Source organism: Streptomyces sp. NBC_00341, assembly GCF_041435055.1.
GTDB lineage: Bacteria > Actinomycetota > Actinomycetes > Streptomycetales > Streptomycetaceae > Streptomyces.
This window is the reverse complement of the sequence record NZ_CP108002.1, coordinates 2,583,042-2,607,771: the sequence shown is the minus strand read 5'-3', so window position 1 is coordinate 2,607,771 and position 24,730 is coordinate 2,583,042. Positions and strand designations below refer to the sequence as shown.

At 72.0% G+C, this 24,730-nt stretch carries 21 protein-coding genes; 7 read left to right on the top strand and 14 right to left on the bottom strand.

What is annotated here, in order from left to right; all coding sequences use genetic code 11:
- Positions 1–235: 235 nt before the first annotated feature.
- From OG892_RS11670 to OG892_RS11615, 12 genes are all read right to left on the bottom strand, one after another.
- On the bottom strand, positions 236–547 hold the full coding sequence (locus tag OG892_RS11670; protein WP_371629085.1) for an aldo/keto reductase: 312 nt from the start codon (positions 545–547) through the stop codon (positions 236–238).
- A gap of 63 nt (positions 548–610) precedes the next feature.
- Positions 611–889 carry a ferredoxin gene (locus OG892_RS11665; RefSeq protein ID WP_371629084.1) on the bottom strand — a complete coding sequence of 93 codons (279 nt, stop codon included), beginning with the start codon at positions 887–889 and terminating at the stop codon, positions 611–613.
- A gap of 7 nt (positions 890–896) precedes the next feature.
- Positions 897–2,099: a cytochrome P450 gene (locus OG892_RS11660; protein ID WP_371629083.1), complete on the bottom strand. Its 1,203-nt coding sequence runs from the start codon at positions 2,097–2,099 to the stop codon at positions 897–899.
- A 76-nt stretch (positions 2,100–2,175) separates the two neighbouring features.
- Positions 2,176–2,931: a class I SAM-dependent methyltransferase gene (locus OG892_RS11655; RefSeq protein WP_073735917.1), complete on the bottom strand. Its 756-nt coding sequence runs from the start codon at positions 2,929–2,931 to the stop codon at positions 2,176–2,178.
- A 151-nt stretch (positions 2,932–3,082) separates the two neighbouring features.
- Positions 3,083–4,273, bottom strand: coding sequence for a YcaO-like family protein (locus OG892_RS11650; protein ID WP_371629082.1), 1,191 nt, complete (start codon positions 4,271–4,273; stop codon positions 3,083–3,085).
- Positions 4,273–5,262, bottom strand: coding sequence for an HEXXH motif-containing putative peptide modification protein (locus OG892_RS11645; RefSeq protein ID WP_371629081.1), 990 nt, complete (start codon positions 5,260–5,262; stop codon positions 4,273–4,275). Before OG892_RS11645 ends, OG892_RS11650 begins: the two co-directional genes overlap by 1 nt.
- Positions 5,263–5,861: 599 nt before the next feature.
- On the bottom strand, positions 5,862–7,079 hold the full coding sequence (locus tag OG892_RS11640; protein ID WP_371629080.1) for a lipase family protein: 1,218 nt from the start codon (positions 7,077–7,079) through the stop codon (positions 5,862–5,864).
- Positions 7,080–7,253: 174 nt separating this feature from the next.
- Complete coding sequence (locus OG892_RS11635) at positions 7,254–8,009, bottom strand: FadR/GntR family transcriptional regulator (RefSeq protein ID WP_371629079.1); 756 nt, start codon at positions 8,007–8,009, stop codon at positions 7,254–7,256.
- A 62-nt stretch (positions 8,010–8,071) separates the two neighbouring features.
- On the bottom strand, positions 8,072–8,692 hold the full coding sequence (locus OG892_RS11630; RefSeq protein ID WP_371629078.1) for a bifunctional 4-hydroxy-2-oxoglutarate aldolase/2-dehydro-3-deoxy-phosphogluconate aldolase: 621 nt from the start codon (positions 8,690–8,692) through the stop codon (positions 8,072–8,074).
- Positions 8,693–8,741: 49 nt separating this feature from the next.
- Positions 8,742–9,701: a sugar kinase gene (locus OG892_RS11625; RefSeq protein WP_073735913.1), complete on the bottom strand. Its 960-nt coding sequence runs from the start codon at positions 9,699–9,701 to the stop codon at positions 8,742–8,744.
- On the bottom strand, positions 9,698–10,642 hold the full coding sequence (locus OG892_RS11620; RefSeq protein ID WP_371629077.1) for a dihydrodipicolinate synthase family protein: 945 nt from the start codon (positions 10,640–10,642) through the stop codon (positions 9,698–9,700). Before OG892_RS11620 ends, OG892_RS11625 begins: the two co-directional genes overlap by 4 nt.
- A gap of 9 nt (positions 10,643–10,651) precedes the next feature.
- Positions 10,652–12,412, bottom strand: coding sequence for an IlvD/Edd family dehydratase (locus OG892_RS11615; RefSeq protein ID WP_073735911.1), 1,761 nt, complete (start codon positions 12,410–12,412; stop codon positions 10,652–10,654).
- A 321-nt stretch (positions 12,413–12,733) separates the two neighbouring features.
- Here OG892_RS11615 and OG892_RS11610 point away from each other — a divergent pair, with 321 nt between their 5' ends.
- From OG892_RS11610 to OG892_RS11590, 5 genes are all read left to right on the top strand, one after another.
- Positions 12,734–13,774, top strand: coding sequence for a substrate-binding domain-containing protein (locus tag OG892_RS11610; RefSeq protein WP_371629076.1), 1,041 nt, complete (start codon positions 12,734–12,736; stop codon positions 13,772–13,774).
- A 115-nt stretch (positions 13,775–13,889) separates the two neighbouring features.
- On the top strand, positions 13,890–15,485 hold the full coding sequence (locus tag OG892_RS11605; protein ID WP_328867176.1) for a sugar ABC transporter ATP-binding protein: 1,596 nt from the start codon (positions 13,890–13,892) through the stop codon (positions 15,483–15,485).
- Positions 15,482–16,516 (top strand): ABC transporter permease, encoded by a 1,035-nt coding sequence (locus tag OG892_RS11600; RefSeq protein WP_073735910.1) that lies wholly within the window; start codon positions 15,482–15,484, stop codon positions 16,514–16,516. The genes OG892_RS11605 and OG892_RS11600 overlap by 4 nt, the downstream gene beginning before the upstream one ends.
- Positions 16,517–16,603: 87 nt before the next feature.
- The gene (locus OG892_RS11595; RefSeq protein ID WP_371629075.1) at positions 16,604–20,329 is read left to right on the top strand and encodes a glycoside hydrolase family 2 TIM barrel-domain containing protein; all 3,726 of its coding nucleotides are present in this window, start codon (positions 16,604–16,606) and stop codon (positions 20,327–20,329) included.
- A 90-nt stretch (positions 20,330–20,419) separates the two neighbouring features.
- Complete coding sequence (locus OG892_RS11590; protein ID WP_328867178.1) at positions 20,420–21,175, top strand: SDR family oxidoreductase; 756 nt, start codon at positions 20,420–20,422, stop codon at positions 21,173–21,175.
- A gap of 14 nt (positions 21,176–21,189) precedes the next feature.
- On the opposite strand, the gene OG892_RS11585 is transcribed toward OG892_RS11590, so the two are convergent.
- Positions 21,190–22,101 (bottom strand): LysR family transcriptional regulator, encoded by a 912-nt coding sequence (locus OG892_RS11585; RefSeq protein WP_328867179.1) that lies wholly within the window; start codon positions 22,099–22,101, stop codon positions 21,190–21,192.
- A 79-nt stretch (positions 22,102–22,180) separates the two neighbouring features.
- Between OG892_RS11585 and OG892_RS11580 the strand changes: the two genes are divergently transcribed.
- Together OG892_RS11580 and OG892_RS11575 are read left to right on the top strand one after the other, a co-directional pair.
- Complete coding sequence (locus tag OG892_RS11580; RefSeq protein WP_079193423.1) at positions 22,181–23,104, top strand: EamA family transporter; 924 nt, start codon at positions 22,181–22,183, stop codon at positions 23,102–23,104.
- Entirely contained in the window at positions 23,101–23,772 is a 672-nt protein-coding gene (locus tag OG892_RS11575) for an NAD(P)-dependent oxidoreductase (RefSeq protein ID WP_371629074.1), read from the top strand. The genes OG892_RS11580 and OG892_RS11575 overlap by 4 nt, the downstream gene beginning before the upstream one ends.
- An 85-nt stretch (positions 23,773–23,857) precedes the next feature.
- Here OG892_RS11575 and OG892_RS11570 read toward each other — a convergent pair whose 3' ends face one another.
- Positions 23,858–24,664 (bottom strand): SAM-dependent methyltransferase, encoded by an 807-nt coding sequence (locus OG892_RS11570; RefSeq protein ID WP_371629073.1) that lies wholly within the window; start codon positions 24,662–24,664, stop codon positions 23,858–23,860.
- Positions 24,665–24,730: the final 66 nt, after the last annotated feature.

Here is a 24,730-nt window from a genome sequence, read left to right as displayed (position 1 = left end):
CGAAATGAGGTTCCCCGGAACCCACAATTCATGGTGCTTTCATTAGGCACTTGCTTTTTTGCAATCAATACATGAAGGGTTGCGGGACTAGGTGAATAATTACGCAACAGTGGGGCCGGTTCACCCGCTACCGTGATGCGTCCGCAGTGTGAACCGGGACGGCGGATCAACTGGCCTGAGGGGCGCCAGATCCTGAAGAAGGCCACCGACCAGCAGGTCCTGGCGGGCCGGCTGGTCAGCTGCGCCGGTTGAACGTGTCCGGGTCGGGGCCGATGCGGCCGCCGTTGTCGAGGGCGTCGATCGCGCGCATCTCTTCGTGGCTGAGCCGGAAGTCGAAGACCGCGATGTTCTCGGTGATCCGGGCAGGATTCATGGACCGGGGTGTCACCACATGGCCGAGCTGGAGGTGCCGGCGGATGACGACCTGGGCGGGCGTCTTCCCGTGCTGCTGGGCGATGTGTCTCAGCGTGGGCTCGTCGAGGAGTGTTCCGCCCTGCGCCAGCGGGCTCCACGCGCCGGTCGCGATGTTGAGGGTCAGGGTCTGCATGGGCGGACCTTCCGGGGATGCTGGGCCCGGCGGTGCGGACCCGGGCGCGGACCGCACGTCTCGTCAGCGGCCGGGTGGCGCCGGGGCTGGTGCGGGCGGCCCTGAGGTGAGGAAGCCGATCGCCTCCACCGGGCACAGGGCGACCGCGTCGGCGGCCGACTCGTCCGCGACCGGGGCGTCGGGCCTCGCGCGGGAGCGGTGGCCCTCGGCGGGTTCGAAGTGCCTCGGCGCGGTGGCGAGGCAGATGCCGGATCCGGTGCAGCGGGCCGGGTCGACGACGACCCGGAGAGCCGTCTGTGGGACCTCCGCGTGAGCCGCAGGGGCCTTCTCGTCACGGGACACGCTCGGCTCACCAGTCCACGGGCAGGCTGCGGGGGGCCCTGGTCTTGAGGCCGGTCTTCCAGTGGGGCGGTGCGGCGGCACGCAGTCCGGGGAACCGGCGTACGAGAGCGGAGAGCGCCTCCTGGAGCTGGACGCGTGCGATCGGGGCCCCGACGCAGTGATGGACACCGTGTCCGAACCCCAGGTGCGGATTGTGGGCGCGCGCGAGGTCGAGGATGTCCGGGGTGTCGAAGACGGTCTCGTCGTGGTTGGCCGACGAGTTGACCGCCATGACGGCCTCGCCCGCGGAGATTTGGACGCCGCCGATCCGGACGTCCTGCGTGGCCACCCGGAGGTTGGCCTGGACGTTGGTCTGGGCGTAACGCAGCAGCTCCTCGACGGCACGGGGGATCATCGCGGGTTCGCGGAGCAGTTGCTCCCACCGCTCGGGCTCGTCCAGCAGGAGGTGTACGGAGCCGGCCAGCCTGTCGGCGGTGGTGCCGTAGCCTCCGGCGAGCAGGACGAGAGCGAAGGAGACCAGCTCGTCCTGGCTGAGCCGGTCCCCCTCGTCCCGTGCGGCGATCAGCGTGCTCAGCACGTCCTCACCCGGTCGTCGGCGCTTGGCCGTGACCAGTTCGGTCAGGTATCCGGTCATCTCCGCCACGGCCGCCGTGACCTCGGCGTCGGCGGTGGCGGTGAGATTGCGCAGGGCGTCGCACCAGGCGTCCAGGCGGTCGCCGTCCGCTCGCGGAACGCCGAGCAGATCGCAGATCACGGCCAGCGGCAGCGGCCGGGCGAACAGCGGGACCAGGTCGGCCGGCCGGTCGTGTGCCGCGAGCCGGTCGAGCAGCCCGTCCACCAGCCGGGCCACGTCACCCCGCATGGCTTCGGCGCGCCGGGCGGTGAAGGCCTGCGCGACCAGCCTGCGCAGCCTGCTGTGTTCCGGCGGGTCCGCCGCCAGGATCGAGTCCGGCAGGGTCGTGACGCGTGCCATGCGGGGACCCGCGCCCCTGGTGGCACGGGTACGGCTGAAGCGCGGATCGGCCAGTACGGTGCGCACGTCCCGGTAGCGGGTGACCAGCCACGCCGGGTCGCCGCTGGGCAGCACGATCCGGGCACACGGCGCGTCCCGCCGCAGGGCCGCCAGCTCCGGGAGCGGACCCAGCCCGTCGTGGTGCGGGAAGGGGAAGCCGGCGCTGGGGGCCGGGCCTTCGGCATCGGTGTCTGTCACTGCTGCTCCAACGGGTTCTCGGTGGTGAGGACGCGGGGCGTCGGCGACCGTGAAGTACGGCGGACAGGAGGTGCCGTCAGCGGCGTTCGTAGACGGAGACGTGGTAGGTGCTGTCGCGCGTGAACGGCCCGCCGCCCCAGGAGCCCAGGCGCGTACGGAGCCGTAGCCCTGCCCGCTCCGCCATCAGGTCCAGCTCTCCCGGTGACGCGTAGTGGAAGCGGACCCGCAGGTGGTGGGTGCGATCCGCCTCGTGAACGAGATAGTGGGACCGGTAGGTCGCGGTGGACGGGTCGATCCGGCGGTGGCAGAGGATCAGGTGCTCGTCCGTCTCCGAGACGACCTCGGGCACCCCCGATGCGGCGGCGACGGCCAGCGCCTCGGGTACGTGAGCGTCGAGAACGAAGACCCCCGCGGGTTCGAGGTGGTCCGCCACGGCGGTCAGGCAGCGCTGAAGGTCTTCGCGGGACGCGAGCTCGAACAGGGTGCCCCCCACGACGAGGATGAGGGAGAACACCCCCTCCACGGGCACCTCGGCGAAGTCGCCCAGGGTCAGTCGGACATCGTCCCCGCCGGGTTTCGCGCGGAGCCGGGCCGCCATCGCCTCCGACGCCTCCACGCCGTGGACGTCGAAGCCGCGTCGGGCCAGTGGCAGCGCGACCCTGCCGGTGCCCATCCCGAGTTCGAGCACCCGCCCCTCACCGGCGAGCTTCGCCAGGGTGTCCACGGTCGCCTCGGTGATGCCGGGTTTGGCGAACCACCGGTCGTAGTCGGCCGCGTGGTCTTCGGCGTACCGGGCGGCCGTGGCGGCCGGGCGGTCCTGGGGGCTGGTCATGCCGGGGCTCCTCGGCCTGCGGTCGGTCCGGTCGCCGTTGCTGAACGGCGGCGACGCGGACATGGCTGTGGGACTGGGGACTGGGGACGGGGGACGGGGGACGGTGATGGGGGTGGGGCCAGGGACGGGGCGGGCGGTGCGGGGCGTGGGGTCATCCGAAAGGGTGCGGGCCCGGCGTGGCCGGGAGGCCGCGTTCGCCGTCCGGGCCGGTGGGCAGGGCACGGGCCCCGGGAGCCACGACCCGTACGACGGTCGAACCCAGGGCGCCCGCCGGTCCGCAGGTGGTGTCCACGAGGACGAGGTCCCCGCCGGTGTGCTCGGACAGGGCGACCGTTCCGGACGAACCCGCCACCCCGGCGGCCGGTGCCGGGCGGACACCGCTCGGCGGAGGGCGTGACGTCCACAGTCGGAGGCTGTCCTGCCGGTGGAAGGTCCACAGCGCGTGCTCGACGGCGGAGCCCGGCGGCCCCTCGCCCCGCCAGCGCGCCCATGCGTCCTTCGCCACCACCGTGTTCATGCTCCAGCGCACCATGAGCGCCTCGTAAGCGGCCTTCTCGGTCAGCGGCCCGAGGCCACCCGTGTCCGGGCCGCAGCGCGCTCCGAAGGTCTGCCGCGTTCCGTCGGCCGCGTGCAGAGCCACGGCGACGCAGCGTGCTCCGGCGGGGGCCGGCAGGTCGAGCGCGGTCGCCGTCGTCCCGGTGCCGTCCAGCAGTTCGGCCAGGGGCTCGGGCAGCCGGGGCGACGCCACTGCCTCCGGGCCCGGAAGGAGGCCGTACCAGCTTCTGCGGACGAGGTCGCGTTCCAGTACCTCCCAGGCGGCGTGCTGCGTGGCCGCCTCCGGATCGGGATGGGCGGCGAGACCGGTCGAGCCGGCGCCCGGCCCGGGGTCGCATCCGGTCGGAGCCCGGTGGTGGAGGAAGACCGCCCCGGCCGGAACGTGCACGTCGGCCCCGGAGCGCAGGGAGCGTCCGAGCACCCAGAGCCGGCGGGCCCCCCGCACGTCCTCCAGCGTCGTGGTTGTGCCGTCCGTCGCGAGTCCGGCTGGATCGACGGCGGGGAATCCCTTGCGGCGGAGCTCTCCGTGGGTCGCGACGACCGCCGCGTCCGACTCGGCCGCGCGACCCGCCAAAATGTTGCCCACGCGTTCGAGGAGTTCGCCGCGCGCGCTCGCAGCGACGCGTTCCGTGTCGTGTCCGGCCGCGCTCCCCACGATGACCGGGCGGTCGCCGGCGGCGCAGACTGCGTCGAACTGCGGTGAGCGCGCCGCCACTCGGGCGAAGACGACCCGCGGCCAGGAGTCGTACGGGGCGAAGACCTGGGGTGCCCACGCGGACGCGGGCATCAGACGCGCACCTGCGCCGCCACCTGTGCGGCGTCCTCCAGAACCGCCGTCCCGTGGTCGGTGAGCGCGTCGCGGTGCCGCGTCATGATGTCGACCGCCTCGACGGCGGAGCGGGCGAGCCGGTCGTGGCGCGCCCGCACGGCGGGGTCCGCACCGGCCGCGCCCGTGTCGTCGGCGCCCGTGTCGTCGGCGAGCAGGCGCCGGTACAGCAGGACGCTGCGCGCGAGGACCACCATCTGCTGGAACAGCCCGGTGAGCGGCCTCGGGTCGAGCCTGAGCGGGGTGGCGACGACCGGGCCGTCGCCCTCCACGGGCCGCAGAAAGGGCCGGGCCGCCACGGACGCGGCGTTGCACCGGGTGTGGGCGCCCTCGTGGACGAGCGCTTCGGCGAACCGGACGGGGCCGGGCAGCCCGTCGGCGTCCGGTGTGAGCCGGTCGCGCCGGACGAAGACGGCGCCGTGGACGGTGAAGTCGGTGAAGCCGTCGATGGCGGGCCCGTCCAGCAGAGCGATCTGGACGAGGACGGTGCGCAACTCGGCTGCGGCACCGGGCCAGGCCGACTCCAGCAGGGCGACCGCTCGGCGCGCGGCATCCTTCTCGGGCGCGCGCCATCCGGCCACCACGGAGCGGTGCGGGACACCGGACTCGGTGCTCTGGTCCGGTACGGACTTCAGCGCGCGGGCGACACCGCGCTCCAGGTGGGGCCCCGGCTCGGCGAGGCCGGTCGGCCAGGCAAGTCCGGGCGCGGGAGCCGCCGTTCCGCCCGCACGGGCTCGGTCGAGCATGCCGGTCAGACGTGCAAGACGTTCGGGCGCGGGCGGACCGGACCGCAGGATGTGCTGTGCGACGTGCGCCGCCTCGATGACCGCCGGATGCGCGGCCTCCTGCGGGGAGACCTCCAGTCCCACCCGCTCCAGGGCCGTCCGGGCGATGAGCGCCAGGGCGGAGCGCTCCTCGGTGCTCTCGCGCGCGTCGGGTTCAACTCGCACCGTGCGTACCTCCGTGCTGCCGTAGGAGCGGGGAGCCGCGAGCGGGCGGGTGGCGGGCCGGATCGACCCGCCACCCTGGGTGGCGCGGGATCAGCTGGGGACGTCGACCATCAGCGCCAGCTCGGGAAGCTCTTCCTCGGCGACCTGCTCGATCTCCTCGTTCATGTCGATCTCCCTTCGACGACCGCTCTCCTCCGACATTGACGGGGAGTCACGGCGCGACCACGGTAGGCACGCGCCGAAGTGAGCACAAGGCGCGGTCCGTTCGTCACGGCGTACGCGCGGTGGCCGCCCGGCCGCGGCGACCGCCGCCGCGATCGCACCGCCCCCGGGTGGCGCCGGACGATCGTCGCCGACGCCCGTGCGGCTCCCGGCCTGCGGGTTCCGGTCCGCCGGTCGCACCCGCCCCACGGGCAGGGGCCACCCGCCGCCGGTCCGGAGCGGCACATCCCTGCATACCGTGGCCCGCTGTGTCACCCGCGCACTCTCGGACACACTTCTGTCCGGAACATGCCGAGAAGTCAGGCCCCGCGGCGCCGGACCGAAGCTACGGGCGAACCGAACACCCGGCGCCGGAGCGCCGGATGCCGTGAGCGGTGTCAGCAGGTGCTCGGTGCGGGCTTGCCGGCGAAGCGGTCCGCGAGCCAGGGGAGGCCCTCGGCGCCGGTGGCCTCGGTCGCGGCGATGTGGCCGGGGACGAAGTTGCCGGCGAACTTCACCGTCGTGCCCCGGCGGCACCAGTCGGCCGCCAGGTTCTTGCCGACCTGCTGCGGGATGACGTCGTCCAGGGCGCTGTGGGAGAGCAGGACGGGGACCGCGGGCTTGCGCCTGCCGAGCTGCTGGTCGGCCACGATCGCGTCCCACGGGGCGCGCTTGAGGCGTTCGGTCAGCGGGCGTCCGTCGGTCGTCAGGAACCGCGAGTTCAGGAACGGGTACGTGGCGAGGGCCTGCGTCGTGCACAGGTTGTCCCGCAGGTCGTTCGTCACGCGCTTGCCGCGGGCGTTCAGGTACGGGTCGATGTCGATGCCGTACGCGGCGGCCAGGCCGGAGAGGGCGTAGTTGAAGAACGCCCCGTAGACGGAGCCGTCCATGCTCTCGGCCACCTTGTTCATGTCCGCGGGCGGAGCGCCCACGACGGCGCCCCTGATCTTCAGTTCGGGTGCGTAGACGGGGGCCAGCTCGGCGGCGGACGCGGTTGCCCCGCCACCCTGGGAGTAGCCGTAGAGCGCGACCGGGCCGGCGTCCGGGAGATCCACCGTGTCCAGCCGCTGGGCGGCCCGGACGGAGTCCAGGACGGCGCGGCCCTGGGCCTCGCGGGTCATGTACGTGTGGACTCCCGGTGTGCCCAGCCCCTGGTAGTCGGTCACCACCACGGCATAGCCCTGGTCCAGGAGCCTCTTGATGGGCAGCGCCTCGTACTCGGTGCCTTCGGCCAGCTGGCGCGAGGGCGCGCACTTGTCCGCCAGACCCTGGGTGCCGGGGGCGAAGGCGACGATCGGGCGTTGTCCGTAGGGGGATGTCGCGGGGTTCAGTACGGTGCCGGTGACGGCGATGACCTTGCCGGTGCGGTCGGTGGTGCGGTACATGATCCGGTGGACGGTCGCCTTGACCTTGAACGCCTTGAGCGGATCGAGGTAGAAGACCCCCGATTCCGAGCTGAGCACGTCACCGTTGCCGGCGGCCGGGCTCGTCGGCGGTTGGGCGCGCGGCTGGTCGGCGGAGGCCGCCCCGGACGGGACGGTCAGGGCGAGCGCGGCGGACGCCGCGGCGGTGAAGGCGGCCACGGCCCGGCGGTTCAGGGTGCGACGACGTAGCAAGAGAGCTCCTCGGTCAGGGAATCGAAAAGATCACTCTTTGCCTGGAGAGGTGCCCTTGTGGTCAGAAACACCACGGATCGGCACTTTTGACCGGAAATAATCCATGAATGATCCATGCGTACGCAGAAGCCACCATCGGAACCACGGCTCCGGCCAGGGGAGAACGGCCTCCGGCTACGAAGCGTCGTCCCGTCCGGCTAGTTCAGGGCTGCTGCTGAGCGCGCAGTGGGTGCCCCCCTCCAGCAGCTGCTCGACCTCGCGGTGGGCGGAGTCGACGATCGCGCGGACGCACCGTGACGCGGCCTCCGGGCGTCCGGCGGCGATGGCCTCGGCCACCTCCATGTGGCGGCGTACCGCGTCCGCGTCCACGTGCTCGGGCATCAGGGGCAGGTCGCGGCGGGCGACGAGGAGTTCTTCCGTGACCTCGGAGAGCTGGGCGAACATGCCGTTCCCCGAGGCGTTCAGCAGGGCGCGGTGGAAGGCCAGGTCCGCCGCTATGAAGCCGGGGGTGTCATCGGCGCGGGCGACGGTCTCCATCGCCTCCGCGAGCGCGACGAGCGCGTCGCGGGTTTCGGGCGAGGCGCTCACCGCCGCGAGGGCCGCGGCGGAGGGTTCCACCGCGGCCCGCAACTCGGTGAGTTCGCGCAGCTGGGCGCTGCGGAACGGGGAGGCCAGCCGCCAGCGGATCACCTGGGGGTCGTAGAGGTTCCACTCGGTCATCGGCCGCACCGTGATGCCGATGCGGGGCCGGCTGGTGACGACGCGCTTCGACTCCAGGACCCGGACCGCCTCGCGGGCCACGGTGCGGGAGACTCCGTACTGGTCCTGTACGTCCTCCAGGCGGAGCACGTCGCCCGCCCGGATCTCCTCCGCGGCGAGGGACTCCCCGAGCCGGTTGACCACCTGGCCGTGCAGTCCGTGCAGTTCCACGCCACTCCCTGTCGCTCGTTCTAGAAACGCCCGGCACCCGCCGATTCTGCCGTCCGGTGACGTCAACGGGCCCCGGCGAGTGTGCGCAGGAGCGTGCTCACCCGTTCACCGGAGGCGCGGGCGCCGCCCGATGTCAGGGCCGATCCCATGCCGCAGGCCACCGCGCCCGCGGCTATCCAGTCCGGCGCGTTGTCGATTGTCACACCTCCGGTGGGCAGTACGGGGGCCTGGGGGAGTGCGGCGCGTACGTCGCGCAGCCAGCCGGGCGAGAGGGCCGACGCGGGGAAGAGCTTCAGCGCGTCGGCGCCTTCCTCCAGGGCGTGCACCATCTCGGTCGGGGTGCTGACGCCGGGGAAGACCGGGACCCCGTAGCGGTGGCCCGTGCGGATCACCTCCGGGTGGAGGCTCGGTGACACCAGGAAGCGGGCGCCCGCTTCCACGGCCGCGCGTGCCGCGGCCGCGTCGATCACGGTGCCCGCGCCGATCAGGGCGCTCTTCCGGGTCTCGGTGAGGTGAGCCAGGGCGGTGAGGGCGCGTGGTGTGGTGAGGGCGATCTCGACGGCGTTCAGCCCGGCGTTCAGCACGGCTTCCGCGGCGGCGACGGCCTCGTCCGGACCTGTCGTGCGGATGATGCCGAACACGCGCTGTGCGGTGACGGCCTGGACGGTCTCCCAGCGGTACATGGCGTTCGTACTCTCCTGCTCCTGAGTTCTGTTCCTGAGTCCTGCTACGTCAGCGGATGACGGTCTCGGTGCCGGCGCCCGTGCCGGTGAACGCGGCCAGGGCGCGGTCGAGACCGGCCCGGTCGGGCAGCCCGTCCGTGTCCGTCGGGCACTGGACGACCAGCGCGGCGACCGCGGCGGCCCGGCTCAGGCAACCCGGGGTGTCGGAGCCGTGCAGCAGACCGGAGAGGAAGCCCGCGGCGAAGGCGTCCCCCGCCCCCACGGGGTCGGTGACCGGCACGTCGAAGGGGGGACGGTGGTGCGCCCCGGCGTCGCGGGTGAGGCACGTGGCGGACTTGTCGCGGTGCTTCACGACGAGCGTGCCGGGTCCCGACTCCAGCAGGGCGGCCGGGTCCGGCACGCCGAGCACCTCCAGCTCGTCCTCGCCCGCCAGCACCACGTCCGCACGGGCCAGCAGCGGGCCGACGATCTCGCGCCAGCGGTCCGGCGGACCGAGCTTGTGGCGGATGTTCGGATCGAACGAGAGCACCGCGCCGGCCGCCCGCGCCAGTTCGGCCAGTCGCCATGTCGCCCGGTGCGCGGACTCCGACAGCATCGGGGTGATCCCGGTGACGTGGACCAGCCGCGCCCCCTCGAACATGCCGGGCTCCAGCTGCTCCGGCGACAGCCGGGACGCGGCCGAACCCGCACGCAGATACTGCACGTCGATCGCGCGCGCCGGGTGGCTGTCCCGGATGAGGACCCCGGTCGGCGCCTCCGGGTCCGTCACCGCGTACCCGGTGTCCACGCCCTGGGCGCGGAGCTGGGCCAGCACGGACCGCCCCGCCGGATCGTCACCGACGCGGCCGAGCCAGCGGACGGAGTGCCCGAGCCGGGCGAGGCCCGCGGCCACATTGCTCTCGGCGCCCGCGACGGAGCGGCGGAAGGAGAGCGCGTGTTCCAGCGGCACTCCGGGCTCGGCCAGCATGAGGAGCATCGCCTCGCCGCACACGACGACTTCGGCGCTCATCGGGCCAGTTCCGGTATCAGGGGCGCGAACTCCGCGCAGAAGCGGTCGATCATGCCGAGCTCCTCCCCGTCCAGCCGGTAACCCGGCGCCCGGCAGTGCGCGGAGGCGAACCAGCCACGGCGTACGGAGATCTCCTTCTCCACGGCGATGATGAGCTCCACGTTCTGCATCCAGTAGGAGAGGTAGGGCAGCATCCGGGTGTGCAGGGCGACGGCCCCGGCCTCGTCGCCGCGCTCCCACAGCTCCCAGATTCCGGTGTACAGCTCGGTGAAGGAGCAGCCCGGCTGCACCCCGACCGCCCCGCGCCGCAGAGCGTCGGGGAGTTGGAGACCGGCGTAGCCGACCAGCGAGGGCAGCGGACGCGGCCCGGCGGCCAGCGCCGCGATGAGCCGGCCCGGCGGGGCGGACTCGACCTTGACCCAGCGCAGGTTGGGGTGGTCCGCGGCCAGTTGGTGCAGCGTGGGCGCGTCCAGCGCCGTTCCGGTCTGCGCCGGGGCGTACTGCACCACGACGGGCAGCGGGTCGACGGCGGCGAGCACCTCGCGCAGATGGGCGGAGACGGCGTCCCTGGAGGGCGCGAGGAAGTGCGGCGGGAGCAGGTTGAGGGCGTCGGCCCCGAGTTCGGCGGCCCGGAGCGCCTGGCGGACCGCGGAGCGGGTGGCGTGGTCGGGTACGGAGATGATGGCCGCGACATCGGGGCGGGGGCGGGTCCGCTGGAGGAGGAGTCCGGTGAGCAGCTCCCTCTCGTCGGGTTCGAGCTTGTGGAACTCGCTCGCGAAGCCCGGGAACATCAGTGAACCGACCCCGGTCGCGAGCACCCGGTCCACCACGGTGGTGAAACCCTCCGGGTCGAGCGCCCCGTCACTGTGGAAGGGCACCTCCAGGACGGGCGAGACCCCGCGGACCAGTGTGTCGACGGGCTTGGTCAGGTGTGCGGCCATGTCGGCTCCTCAGAAGGCCTGGCGGGGCGGGGTCGAGTCGGTCGCGCCGACCAGGAAGTCGAGGTCGGCTCCGGTGTCGGCCTGCGTGACGTGTTCGGTGTAGAGCCGGGTCCAGCCACGGGTGGCGGGCGGCTCCGGCGGCTGCCACGCGGAGCGGCGCCGCTCCATCTCGGGCTCGTCGACCAGCACGTCGAGCCGTCGGCCGGGTACGTCGAGCCTGACCCGGTCTCCGGTGCGGACGAACGCCAGCGGGCCGCCGACGGCCGCCTCCGGCGCCACGTGCAGCACACACGTGCCGAAGGCGGTGCCGGACATGCGCGCGTCGGACACCCGCACCATGTCCCTGACTCCGGCGTCGAGCAGCTTCTTCGGCAGGGGCAGGTTGCCCACCTCCGGCATGCCCGGATAGCCGCGCGGGCCGGTGTTGCGCACGATCAGGACCGTCTCGGCGCTGACGTCGAGCGCGGGGTCCTCGACGACGGCGAGGTAGTCCTCCAGGGCGTCGAAGACGAGGGCGGGCCCTGTGTGGTCCAGCAGGTGCGGTGCGGCGGCCGACTGCTTGATGACGGCTCCGTCCGGGGCGAGGCTGCCGCGGACCACGGCCGTTCCGCTCCCGGCGGGCAGTACCGGGTTGTCGAACGCCCGGATGACCTCGCGGTCGTACACCTGGGCGCCCGCACAACTGGCCGTCAGGGAGCGGCCCGTGACCGTCACCGTGTCGTCGTGCAGAGCGTCCCGCAGGTCGTTGACGAGAGCGGGGAGCCCGCCCGCGTAGGCGAACTCCTCCATGAGGAAGCGCCCGGAGGGCATCAGGTCGATGAGCAGGGGGAGTTCGGCCCCGAGCCGGTCGAAGTCGTCCAGCTCCAGCGGGACGCCGAGCCGGCCGGCGATGGCGAGCAGGTGGACCACCGCGTTGGTGGAGCCGCCGATCGCCGCGTTGATCCGGACGGCGTTCTCGAAGGCGTGCCGGGTCATGATCCGTCCCGGGGTGAGATCGCTCCCCGCGAGCGCCACGGCGCGTGCGCCGGTCTCCTCTGCGAGCGTGCCGCGCCGGGCGTCCACGGCGGGCAGGCCGGAGCCGCCGGGGAGCATCATGCCCAGTGCCTCCGTCAGACAGGCCATGGTGGAGGCCGTGCCCATGGTCATGCAGTGGCCCGCGGAACGGTTCAGGGACGACTCGAACTCGGTGAACTCCTCCTGCGATATCGTCCCGGCGCGCAGTTCCTCCGTCATGCGCCAGATGTCGGTGCCGGAGCCCACGTCCCGGCCCCTGAAACGGCCGTTCAGCATGGGGCCGCCGGTCAGGACGATGGCGGGTACGCCCGCGCTGGCGGCGCCCATCAGCGCGGCGGGGGTGGTCTTGTCGCAGCCGGTGAGCAGGACGACGGCGTCGAGCGGGTTGGCCCGGATCTGCTCCTCGATCTCCATGGCCGCGAGATTGCGGTAGAGCATCGAGGTCGGCCGGAGGAACGGTTCGCCGAGGGACATGGCCGGGAATTCCAGCGGGAAGCCGCCCGCCTGGAGCACTCCGCGCTTCACGGCGTCCGCCAGGATCTGCAAATGGCCGTTGCACGGGGTCAGTTCGGAGTACGTGTTGCAGATGCCGATGACGGGGCGGCCGTCGAAGTTGTGGCCTCCGCGTCCCATGGCGCGCAGGTGGTGTCGGGCGATGAAACCGTTCTTGCCGCCGTCGCCGAACCAGGCACGGCTTCTGAGCGGCCCGCCACCCGTGGCGGGAGCGGCGGCTGACGGTATCTCTGGCTCTGCCATGTGTGGCCCTCCGGTGGGTACGGCCGTGAGGCTCTGACGCCCGAGACCGCGCTGTGACCGTGCAAGGGGTTGCCCTGGCGACGATTTTAATGATGCTATCAAATGACGAAAGCGCGAGAGCCTGCGTGGACAGACCGCCAGAAGCCAGTCGCCGCAACCGAGGGTGAGCCCGTGGGACGCACGGTGACGGAGCAGTTCGGTGCGTCGCTCCCCGCCCCCTCACCCCGGCGTGACCCGCTAACCACCACATCAGTCCGCACCACACGACACGACCCCCGCGGCGCGAACCGCGGCGGTCGCTGCCAGCACGAAGGAGCTCCCATGTTCTGTCCGTCCCGTCGGTCCACCGCTGTCGCCACCGGCTTGCTGCTCACCCTCTCGCTGAGCACCGCGTGCTCGTCGGGCAAGGAGAGCTCGGGGGAGGACTCGGTCGGCAAGGTCGACGGCAAGATCTCCATCACGTACCTGCAGAAGCAGGGCGACCAGGAGTACTTCGTGGGCGAGGCGGCCGGCGCCAAGGCGAAGGCCAAGGAACTCGGCATCGGCCTCAAGGTGGTCAACCTGGGCAACGACGCCAACAAGACCGTCAGCGAGGTCCAGTCCGCCGTCGCCCAGAAGGCCAAGGGCGTCATCATCGTCGTCCCGGACCCGGCGGTGGGGCCCCAGGTCGCGCAGACCGCGAAGGACGGCAAGGTCGCGCTGCTGACCTCCGACGACCAGATCTGCACCACCGGCCCCGACCCCGCCAAGTGCGGCAAGGACGACCTGGTCTCCCGCATCGGCTTCAGCGGCGCCCAGATGGGCACCGAGGTCGGCAAGCGCGCCGCCGCCGAGTACAAGAAGGCCGGCTGGAAGGCCTCGGACACCCGCGTCGTCTCGGCCTGGAAACAGGACGTCACCGTCTGCGGCGACCGCGTCACGTCGGCCAGGAAGGCCTTCGACGCGGCGGTTCCGGGCGTACGGACCATCAACGTGGCCACCGACAACACCCCCACCGGCGCCCAGGACAAGATCGCCGCGACGGTCACCGCGAACTCCAAGGTGAAGAACTGGGTCGTCTGGGGCTGCAACGACGAGAACGCCATGGGCGGGGTCACCGCGCTGCAGAACGCCGGGATCGGCCCCGACCACGTCATCGGCGTCGGCCTGGGCGCCTACCTCGCCTGCAAGGAATGGCAGACCGACAAGAAGAGCGGCATGAAGGCGGCCCTCTTCATCAACGGCAAGGACGTCGGCGCCCTGGCCGTCCAGACCATGTACGACAAGCTCAAGAACGGCAAGGACTTCCCCAAGGAGGCCTTCGCCCCCACCACCATGGTCGACCACTCCACCTGGAAGAGCTCCGGCCTCACCTGCAGCTGAACCGTCCCGTCCCGCGGCGGCAAGCCGTGGCGGCCGAGGGGCGGCGGCACGCCCCGGACCCCGGCCCCACACCCCCGACCACACCGCGCGCCATGCCTTCGAGGTGAACCGACACATGACCAAGCCCCCGCACCCGACAGCCGGCCCCGACCCCTCCGGCGGACCGCCCGAAGCCGCAGACCGCGCCGGAGCCATCAGCATCTCGGGTGTCACCAAACAGTTCGGTGCCGTGCAGGCGCTCAGCGGGATCACGCTCGACTTCCCGCCGGGTCAGGTCACCGCGCTGATGGGCGAGAACGGCGCGGGCAAGTCGACCCTGCTCAAGATCCTCACCGGAGACCACCAGCCGACCGAGGGGCACATCGTCCTCGGTGGCGAGCGCGTCACCCTCGACTCCCCGGCCCGTGCGCGCGCGGCCGGAATCCGGATCATCCCGCAGGAGCCGGAGATCATCCCGCACATCTCCGTCGCCGAGAACGTCTACGCGGGCGCCCTGCCCCGTAAGTCCGGCAGGCGGTTCGACCGGGCGGAGCTGCGCCGCCGGATCGACGCCGACCTGGCCCGGCTCGGCTTCGCCGGCGTCCTGGACCCCGGTCTCCTGGGCTCACAACTCACCCCGGCGCAACGCCAGCTGGTCGAGATCATGCGCGCCCTCACCGGAACGACGACGGCCCGCCTGATCGCCTTCGACGAGCCCACCTCCTCCCTGGCGGAGCACGAGGTGGAGGCCCTGTTCGCGCTGATCCGGCGGCTGCGCGACCAGGGCATCGCGATCGTCTACGTCTCGCACCGCATGCAGGAGATCTTCCGGCTCGCCGACCGCATCGCCGTGCTGCGCGACGGCAGCCTGGTCGGCGTCCAGCAGGCGGACTCGACGGACGAGGCGGAACTGGTGCGCCTGATGGTGGGCCGCGACCTCTCCACCATGTTCGTGCGGCAGCGGGTCGCCACCGACCGGCTCGTCCTCGACGTCAGGAACCTCACCACGGACGACGTCACCGACATCTCGCTCCAGGTCCACGCGGGCGAGGTCGTCGGCCTTGCCGGTCTCATCGGAGCGGGCCGCTCCGAACTCGCCCTGGCCCTCGCCGGTGACCAGCCCGTCCACAGCGGCAGCGCCACCCTCGACGGCACCCCGCTGCCGAGCGGCCGTCCGGGCGCGGTGATCCGGGCCGGACTCGGACTCGCGCCGGAGGAACGCAAGGCCCAGGCCCTCTTCCTGCAGCAGTCCGTCCGGGCCAACATCTCCCTGGTCGTCCTGGGCCGGCTGCGCCGCTCCCGGTTCGTCCGGCGGAGCGCGGAGCGCGAACTCGCCCAGCACTACACCGACCGCCTCCGGGTCCGCACACCGACGATCGACCACGAGGTGCGCAAACTCTCCGGCGGCAACCAGCAGAAGGTGGTCCTCGCCCGCTGGCTGGCCCGCAAGCCGAAGGTCCTGATCCTGGACGAGCCGACCCGCGGCATCGACGTCGGGGCGAAGGCCGAGATCTACCAGATCATCGCCGACCTCGCCGCCGAGGGCGTCGCCCTGCTGGTCATCTCCTCCGAACTCACCGAACTCCTCGGCCTCGCGGACCGGGTCGTCGTCATGCAGGAGGGCCGCATCACCGGCGAGCTGAACCACGACGAGGCCACCGAGGAATCCATCCTCGCGCTCGCGATGGCCGACGACATCATCAGCACCAGCACCCCCGGAGCCACCTCATGACCACCACCAGCGTCCCCTCCCCAGCGGTCAAGGAGCCGTCCGAAGACCCCGGACCCTCCCGGCCGAGGCTGCTCTCCCGCGTCAGCGGGCAGAACATCAGCCTCGTCGGCGCGCTGATCCTGGTACTCGTCCTGTTCGGGATCCTCAACGACAACTACCTGAGCCTGTCCAACATGCAGGTCATCGCAGAGGCCGCCACCATCACCGGTCTCCTCGCGATCGTGCAGACCGTCGTGATCATCTGCGGCGGGCTCGACATCTCGGTCGGCTCGCAGACCGGTGTGGCCTCCGTCGTCAGCGCCATGGTCTTCACCAGCACCAACACCAACGCCTTCCTCGGCATGGCGGCGGCCATCGGCGTCGGCCTGCTCATCGGCGTGCTCAACGGCCTGATCATCGTCTACGGCCGGGTCAACCCCACCATCGCGACCCTGGCGGGCCTCGCCGCCTACAAGGGACTCGCCCAGCTCCTGTCCGACGGACGGGCCCAGGGCTACGTCCTCAACGACGACTTCTTCATCTTCCTCGGCCGGGGCAAGATCGCCGGACTTCCGGTCATGGTCTGGATCCTCATCGTCGTCGCCGTACTCGTCCATCTCCTGCTGCGGTACACCGACATCGGCCGCAACATCTACGCGATCGGCGGCAACGACACCGCCGCCCGGCTCGCCGGCATCAACATCAACAAGTACCTGATCTGCGTCTACGCCCTCATCGGCATCGTCGCCGCCGTCGCCGGCATCCTGCTCACCGCCCGCACCGGATCCGGTCAGCCCACCTCCGGCAGCGAGGGCCTCGAACTCAAGGCCATCACCGCCGCCGCACTCGGCGGCGCGGCCCTCAAGGGCGGCAAGGGCGGTATCGGCGGCACCCTGCTCGCCGTCGCCCTGCTCGGAGCCCTGGAGAACGGCCTCACCGTCCAGGGCATCAACTCCTTCTGGCAGAACGTCGCCCAGGGCGCACTCCTCGTCATCGCCGTCGTCATCCAGCAACGCCGCAGCGGCGAACGCCCGGTCGGGCTCCCCAGCTGAGGGACCCGGCGAAACCCCCGATGCCCATCCCCTCACCGGCCCACGAACACACCCCAGCAGCAGCCAAGTTACGAAGAGAGGCCTGACGTGACGCTCCCTCACCGCCGTAAGCCTTCCGACTGCCCCGACGCCGACCGGCCGACCGGTGGGTTCTCCCGTCGCAGCGCGCTGAAGGGTCTGGCGGCAGCCGGATTCCTCGCCGTCGCGGGCGACGTCTTCCTCGCCGCGCCCGCCCATGCCGCCACGGCCCCACCCGTGATCCCGCCGCTGCCGGAGACCGTCTCCGGCGTGCGTACGCCGCTCGTTCCCGTCACCTCGGGATGGCGCTGGACGTCCAGCCCCCCGGCCTCGTTCTGGACCACCGGCACCGACACGTCCTCGTGGCACCCGCTCGACGTACCGGGCGAACCCGCCCTCCAGGGCGAGACCGTGCCCACCGACACCGAATGCGCCTACGCGGTGAAGCTCACCGTCCCGGCGGACTTCGCCGGCAAGCGCGTCATGCTCCGCTTCGACGGCGTGTACAACTACGCCCGGCTGTGGGTCAACGGCACCGCCGTACGCACCCACGACGGCGGGTTCACCACCTGGTACGCCGACATCACCGCCCTGGTCACGCCCGGCCGCGAAGCCGTCGTCACACTCGGCGTCACCGACCGGGCCACCAGCATCGCGGGCCAGTCCGACTACGCCCACCACATCATCGGCGGCGTCCTGCGCGACGTGACGCTGGTGGCCCTCCCCGCCTCGTACCTGACCAGGCTGCACGCCGACACGACCTTCGACAGCGCGTACAAGGACGCCACGCTCACCGTCACCGCGGCCGCCGCGTTCCAGTCCGGCCAGAGCGGAACGGCCGAGCTCACCCTCACCGACCCCGACGGCAAGGCGGTGCCGCTGACGCCCTCGAAGATCACCCTGACGGACAAGGACCCGCAGAGCCAGGCCGCGATACCGGTCAAGGCCCCGCTCAAGTGGGACGCGGAACACCCCCACCTGTACACGCTGTCGGCCGAGTTCACCGCCGGGGGAGTGACGCAGACGGTGACCCGGAAGATCGGGTTCCGTCAGGTCGAGGCCAGGGGCAACCAGCTGGTCGTCAACGGAAAGCCGGTCCACCTGCTGGGGGTCTGCCACCACAGCATCACCGAGAAGCAGGGGCGTTCGACGAACCCGGCGATGGAGGAGCAGGCCGCCCGCCTCTACAAGGAGGCGAACTGCAACTTCATCCGTACCTCGCACTACCCGCCGACCCCCGCGCTGCTGGACTGGGCCGACCGGCTCGGGCTCTACGTGGAGGTCGAGTCGCCGGTCTGCTTCCAGCAGAGCACCGTCGACGACCCCGCGTACACCGAGCAGTACACGACCCAGTTCGCCGAGATGATCGAGCGCGACCGCAGCCACGCCTCCGTGATCGAGTGGTCCGTCGGCAACGAGAGCGGCATGGGCCGCAACTTCGCCGCGGAGAACACCTACGCCCACGAGACCGACCCGTCACGCCCGACGCTCTTCGAGGACCAGGGCCAGAGCAACGGCGGCAACCAGACCGACATCTACAGCGGTCACTACCCCAATCTCCAGAACGCCAACGGGAACGCCAAACAACCCATCCAGTACGGCGAGTTCGCCCATGTGCCCTGCTACAACGTGGGCACGCTCAGGGAGGACCCAGGGGTCCGCGACTTCTGGGGACACAGCATCGCGAAGCTGGCGGAGAAGTTCCGTACCACCGACGGCGTCGTGGGCGGTGCCATCTGGGCGGCCATCGACGAGGTGTTCCACCTGGACAACGGGCCGGTCGGCTACGGCGAGTGGGGCGTCATCGACCTCTGGCGGCGGCGCAAGCCCGAGTTCTGGCTCACCCAGAAGGCCTTCTCCCCGGTGCGGATCGACGACGGGGTGCTCACCGGCCTGACCCCGTCAGGCGCCATCGCGGTGCCCGTCAAGAACTGGCACGACCACAGCAACCTCGGTGAGCTGGAGGTCAGCTGGCAGCTCGGCGCCAGAACGGGCACCCTCCAGGGCATCGACATCGCGCCCCGGAGCAGCGGCACGCTCACGGTCCCGGCCGGTGCCTGGTCGCCGGGCGACTCCCTGCGGCTCACCTTCCGGCGCGGCACAGCCCTCGTGGACGAGTACCGCCTGTGGCTCAACAAGCGGGCGGAGCCGTCCTTCCCCTCGGACAGCGGCACGGCGCCCACCGTCAGCGAGACCGCGACCGCGATCACCGTCAAGGGCGTCGACGCCCCCTTCACGGTCGTGTTCGACAAGCACACCGCACGGCTCGCAGAGGCGCACGCGGACGGCACCAGGATCCTCAGCGGCGGCCCTGACCTGGTGATCTCGCGCGCCGTTCCCGGCCGGTGGGCCGGCACGTCCGCGACCGTCGCCACGACCGGCAGCCAGGTGACCGTCACCCTGAAGGGGCGGTTCGGCACCATCGACACCACCATCAAGGTGACCGTGAGCCCGCGCGGACTGCTGACGACGGCCTACACGATCGCCAACCCGCCCTCCGGCCAGATCAGCGACGTCGGCGTCCGGTACGTCCTCGCCGACGGGACGGACACCCTGAGCTGGCAGCGCGACGGACAGTGGACCGCGTACCCCGACGACCACATCGGACGGACCTCCGGCACGGCGACCAGGACCCGGGGCTCCGGGACCGACGGCTACCGCACCCGGCCGGACTGGTCCTGGGGGCAGGACACCCACAGCTACTTCCTGTTCGGCAAGGACAGCACCGCCCACTGGACCAACGACTTCCGCAGCACGAAGGCGGGGGTGAGGATCGCCAAGGCGACAGCGGGTGCCGAAGGGGCCGGAGTGCAGGTCGAGTCCGACGGCACCGACTCGGTCCGCCTCGCGCCCATGGAACCGGACCTGATCGACGACGCCTCCTCCGAGATCGTCTACACGGGTGACTGGACCCACGCGGACGCGAGCGCCGACTACACCGCCGGTGACCTGTTCGGCACGGAGTCCTTCACCAAGGCGGCGGGAGCGGCGGCGGAGCTGACGTTCACCGGCACCGGCGTCGGGCTCTACTCCGCCAAGGCGGACAACCTCGGCATCGTGAAGATCTCGGTGGACGGCAAGGCCGCCGGAACCGTCGACCTCTACGGAGCGGGGAAGACCCCGGCCCAACTCGTCTTCCGGAGCAAGCCGCTGACGTACGGCCGGCACACCGTCAGGGTGGAGTGCACCGGCACCAAGAACGCCGCCTCGAAGGACACCCACGCCCTCGTCGACGCCTTCCAGGTCGTGAACCCGGTCATCGACGACGCCTCCGACAGGGTCCTCTACACCGGGTCGTGGACGCACGCGGACTCGGCCGAGGCATGGACGAGCGGCGACCTCGGGCGCACCGAATCCTTCAGCAGTACCACGGGCGACACCGCGACGGCCACGTTCTGGGGCACGGGCGTCCGCTTCATCTGCCCCAAGGGCCCCAACCAGGGGATCGCCGAGGTCTCCGTCGACGGCGGCGCCGCCACCGAGGTGGACCTCTACGCCACGGGCAAGGTGTTCCAGCAGCGCGCGTTCGAACGGACCGGGCTGGCCGAGGGCGAGCACACCGTCACCGTCCGCGTGACCGGCCGCAAGAACGCGTCCGCGTCCGGCGCCCATGTGGTGCTCGACGCGTTCGAGGCGCTGACCGGCGACGCGTTCCCGCTCCGGGCTCCCGGCGTCGGCCTGATCGTCAGCGCCCGGCTCAACTACCCCGACCTGGCCTGGGGCAACTACATCGACCCCGCGATCACGCTGCCGGCCGGCTGGAGCGGCACGGCACGGGTGCGACTGCTGCCCTGACAACCGGCCGCGCCGCGCCACGGACGGGTCTGGTTTCGTTATCTGATTCGACGGCATCCCGCGCACCTCGCGCGGGACGAGAGGACCGACATGATCGACCTGACCGACGACGTGGTGCTGGTCACCGGCGCGGCCCGCGGCATCGGTGCCGCCGTCGCCACAGCGGCGGCGGCCGCCGGTGCCCGGGTGGGGCTGCTGGACATCGACGGTGACGGTGCGCGGCGGACCGCGCGCCTCATCGGTACGGCCGCGAGCTGGGCGGAGTGCGACATCACCAACGAGGACCAGGTCCATGCCGCGGTGACCGCCCTGAGCGCGGAACTCGGCCCGGCGACGGGCCTGGTCAACAACGCGGGACGCAATTCCTACGCCGACGTGGTCACCATGACCACCCAGCAGTGGGACGAGGTGTTCGGCGTCGACCTGAAGGGAGCCTGGCTCATGGCGCGGGCCGTCCTGCCCGGCATGACGGACCGGGGACGCGGCGCGATCGTCAACATCGCCTCCATGCACGCCACGATGACCTGCCCCGGCATGTTCCCCTACGCCTCGGCCAAGGCCGGGCTGGTGGGGCTGACCCGCAGCATGGCCCTTGAGGTGGGGCCCCGGGGCGTCCGGGTCAACGCGGTCAGCCCCGGCTACATCGAGACCGACCTGCTGGCCGAGTACTTCGAGCAGGAGCAGCCGGACGTCCGCCGGGAAGCGGTGTCCAAACACATCCTGGGCCGCCTCGGCACCCCGGAACAGGTCGCCTCCGTGGTCGCCTTCCTGCTGTCGGACGCCGCGGGATTCGTCACCGGCGCGGACTGGGCCGTGGACGGAGGCGTGTCCGCCAGGTTCGCGTGATCCAACCGAGAACCCTAGCTGCGCCCCTCCCGGCCTCCGGCAACACCGGAGGCCGGGGCGGGGCGCAGCACCGTCAGCAGCGCGGTCGCGGCGGGTGTGGGATTGAACGCGCTCCAGGCCAGGTACTCGATCCGGACCGGCCCGTCCGTCACGGGGACGGCCGCCGTGGACGCGTCCGGGGCCAGGATCGCGGGCGGCAGCAGGGCGACCGCGAGGTGCTGCCCGACGAGGTCGAGGATCAGTCCGGCGGACATCGACTCGAAGGTCACATCGCGCTGGACGCCCGCCGCCTCGAACGCCAGGTCGCTCTGCGCGCGCCCGGGAGTGCCGGCCGGGAAGTCGACGAACGTCTCCGCCGCCAGATCGGCCAGGCGCAGCCGGCGCCGCCCGGCCAGCCGGTGCCCGGCGGGGACGACCGCGACGAGCCGTTCCCTGGCCAGTTCGAGCGTCCGGATTCCGGCGGGGGCGGGGCTCCTTGCCGGCAGGCCCAGCACGGCGAGGTCCACCGTGCCCGCTTCCACGGCCGAGATCAGTTCGTCGCTGCCCGCGGTGCGCAGGGTGACGCGGACGGCGGGGTGGGCGTGGTGGAAGGTCCGCAGCGCCCGCGGGATGTCGAGGGCGGTGACGGTCGGGATGACGCCGAGCGCGACCGGGCCGCGCAGCTCCCCCACGGCCGCCGTGGCGTCGGCGGCCGCCCGCCCGGCGGCCTCCACGCTGAGACGGGCGGAGGGCAGGAACGCCTCGCCCGCCGCGGTCAGTTCGACCCGTCGGCTGGTCCGCGCGAACAGGCGCACCCCGAGTTCGTCCTCCAGGGCCTTGATCTGGTGGCTCAGTGCCGACTGGACCACGTAGCACTGCTCTGCGGCGCGCGTGAAGTTCCGGGTCTCTGCCACGGCCAGCACGTATCGCAGTTGACGGAGTTCCATGCATCAATCTTCTCGCACGATCGTTGCCATGAAAACCATGTGTTGGACTCATGGATGATCCGGGCCCGAGAGTGGTGGAGTGACCACAACGACAGCTCTTCCGCATACGACGTCCACGCCACCGGTCCGCCGGGCCGGGCTGACGGTCGTCACGGCGTTCGCCCCGGCGGTGTGGGGTACGACGTACATCGTCACGACCCGGCTGCTGCCGCCCGGCTCGCCGCTCTTCGCCGCGCTCATGCGCGCACTCCCGGCCGGCCTGCTCGGGCTCCTGATCGCGCGCACCCTGCCGCGCGGGGCGTGGTGGTGGAAGGCCGCGCTCCTGGGCACCCTGAACATCGGCGCCTTCTTCCCGCTGCTGTTCATCGCCGCCGAACGGCTCCCCGGCGGGGTGGCGGCGACCCTCGGGGCCAGTCAGCCGATCCTGGTGGCCCTCCTCGCCCTCCCGGTCCTCTCCGAACGGCCGTCCCCGTGGCGCCTGGTCTGGGGCGTCGTCGGCGTCGCGGGCGTCGGGCTCGTCGTGCTCGGCCCCGGTGCGGCCTTCGACCCCCTCGGGATCCTCGCCGGGCTCGCCGGGGCCGTGGCCATGGCGGGAGGCGTGGTGCTGACCAAACGCTGGGGCCGGCCGGACGGCGTCAGCGCGGTCGGGTTCGCCGGCTGGCAGCTCACCGCGGGCGGACTGGTGCTGCTGGCCCCCGCACTGATCATCGAGGGCGTGCCCGGCGGGGTGGACGGCCGGGCCGTGGCCGGATACCTGTGGCTGGGCACGTTCGGCGGGCTGATCGCGTACACCCTCTGGTTCAGGGGCCTGCGCGCCCTCCCGGTCACCGCGACGGCCCTCCTCGGGCTGCTCTCGCCGCTGGTCGCCGCGGCCCTCGGCGTGCTGCTCGCCGACGAGAGCCTCGACGCACTCCAGCTCCTCGGCTTCGCCCTGGCCCTCGTGGCACTCGCGGCGGGGCAGTTCACTCCCGTGACCGGCACCCGGAAAGGGCCCGCCTCATGAACATCACCGTCATCGGCGCCACCGGAATGGTCGGCTCACGCCTCGTCACCGAAGCCGTCGCGCGCGGCCACCGGGTGACCGCCGCGTCCAGACACCCGGACGCAGCCCGGTCCGCCGCCGTCATACCCGTGACCGTTGACGCGGGCGCCCCGGCGGAACAGCGCGACGCGGCCCTCGACGAGGCTCTCGGCAGGGCCGACGCCGCCCTTCTCGCCATCCGGCCGGCCCCGGGCCAGGAGGACTCGATCGCCCCGCTCACCTCGGCCGTGCTGGACGCGGCCGGCCGGGCGGGCGTCCGGGTGCTGGTCATCGGCGGGGCGGGTCCCCTGCGGTCACCACGCGATCCCGGGCTGCTGGTGATCGACGACCCGGACCACGTCCCCGCCGCCTGGCGGGCCGTCGCGGAAGCCAGTACGACCCAGCTGCGGACCTGCCACGAGCACCCGGACGGCGACTGGGCCTACCTCAGCCCGTCGTCCCTCCTCGAACCCGGCATCCGCACCGGCACCTACCGCCGCGGCACGACCACACTGCTCACCGAGCCCGACGGCACCTCGCGCATCAGCGCGGAGGACCTCGCCGTGGCCGCACTCGACGAGATCGAACACCCGCGTGGGGAAAGGCACTTCACCGTGGCGCGGAGCCGCGGGGAGCGCCCTGTGCGGTAGGGGGGCGTCCCGGGCAGGGTGTTCGGCGCCCACCGGCCGCTCACCGGCGCCGCCTCTCCGGCCGCGGTCCACGTGTCACACCGCCTCAGGGCTTGCGGCCGACTCCGCAGACCGCGTGGCCCCGCAGGATGTCCGCACCTTCGACGCCGGGGTCCGGGCGCCAGGCCGATGTTCTGACGATGCCCGGTTCGACGATCTCCAGGCCGTGGAAGAAGTCCGCGATCCTGTCCGGGCTCCGCAGGTGGTACGAGCCGGCCGAGTTGGCGTTGTACGCCGAGATGGCCTGGTTCAGCGTGTCGCTCGTGTCGGTGCCGTCGCTCAGGGCGAGGTGGCTTCCCGGCGCGAGCGGTGCCGTCAGCCGGTCGACGAGCGACCACGGATCGTCCTCGTCCGGCAGCTGCCCCATGATCCCCAGCATGGTCAGACCGATCGGCCGGCTGAAGTCCAGCGTCTTGGCGGCCTCTTCGAGGATCATGTCGACGTTCTTCACATCGGCGTCGATGTACGCGCAGGCGCCCTCGGGGGTGCTGGTGAGCAGGGCGCGGGCGTGGGCCAGCACGAGCGGGTCGTTGTCCACGTAGACGATCCGGGACTCCGGCGCCGTCCGCTGGGCGACCTCGTGCGTGTTGTCCGCGGTGGGCAGTCCGGCGCCGATGTCCAGGAACTGGCGTATCCCCGCCTCCGCGGCCAGAAAGCGCACCGAGCGGGCGAGGAAAGCCCGTTGGAGACGGGCGATGTCCGCGATGTCCGGGAACATCTCCAGGATCAGATCGCCCGTCCGGTGGTCGACCGCGTAGTTGTCCTTGCCGCCGAGAAGGTAGTTCCAGACCCGCGCAGAGTGCGGCCGGTCGGTCTGGAGCCGCTCTGCCGAAGGCTGTTGAGGTGTGCTCATGGCCAGAGCCTCACATACGGCACCGTTCTGCCGCACGGCTTCGATCATTTGCCGTCGACCGTGCCC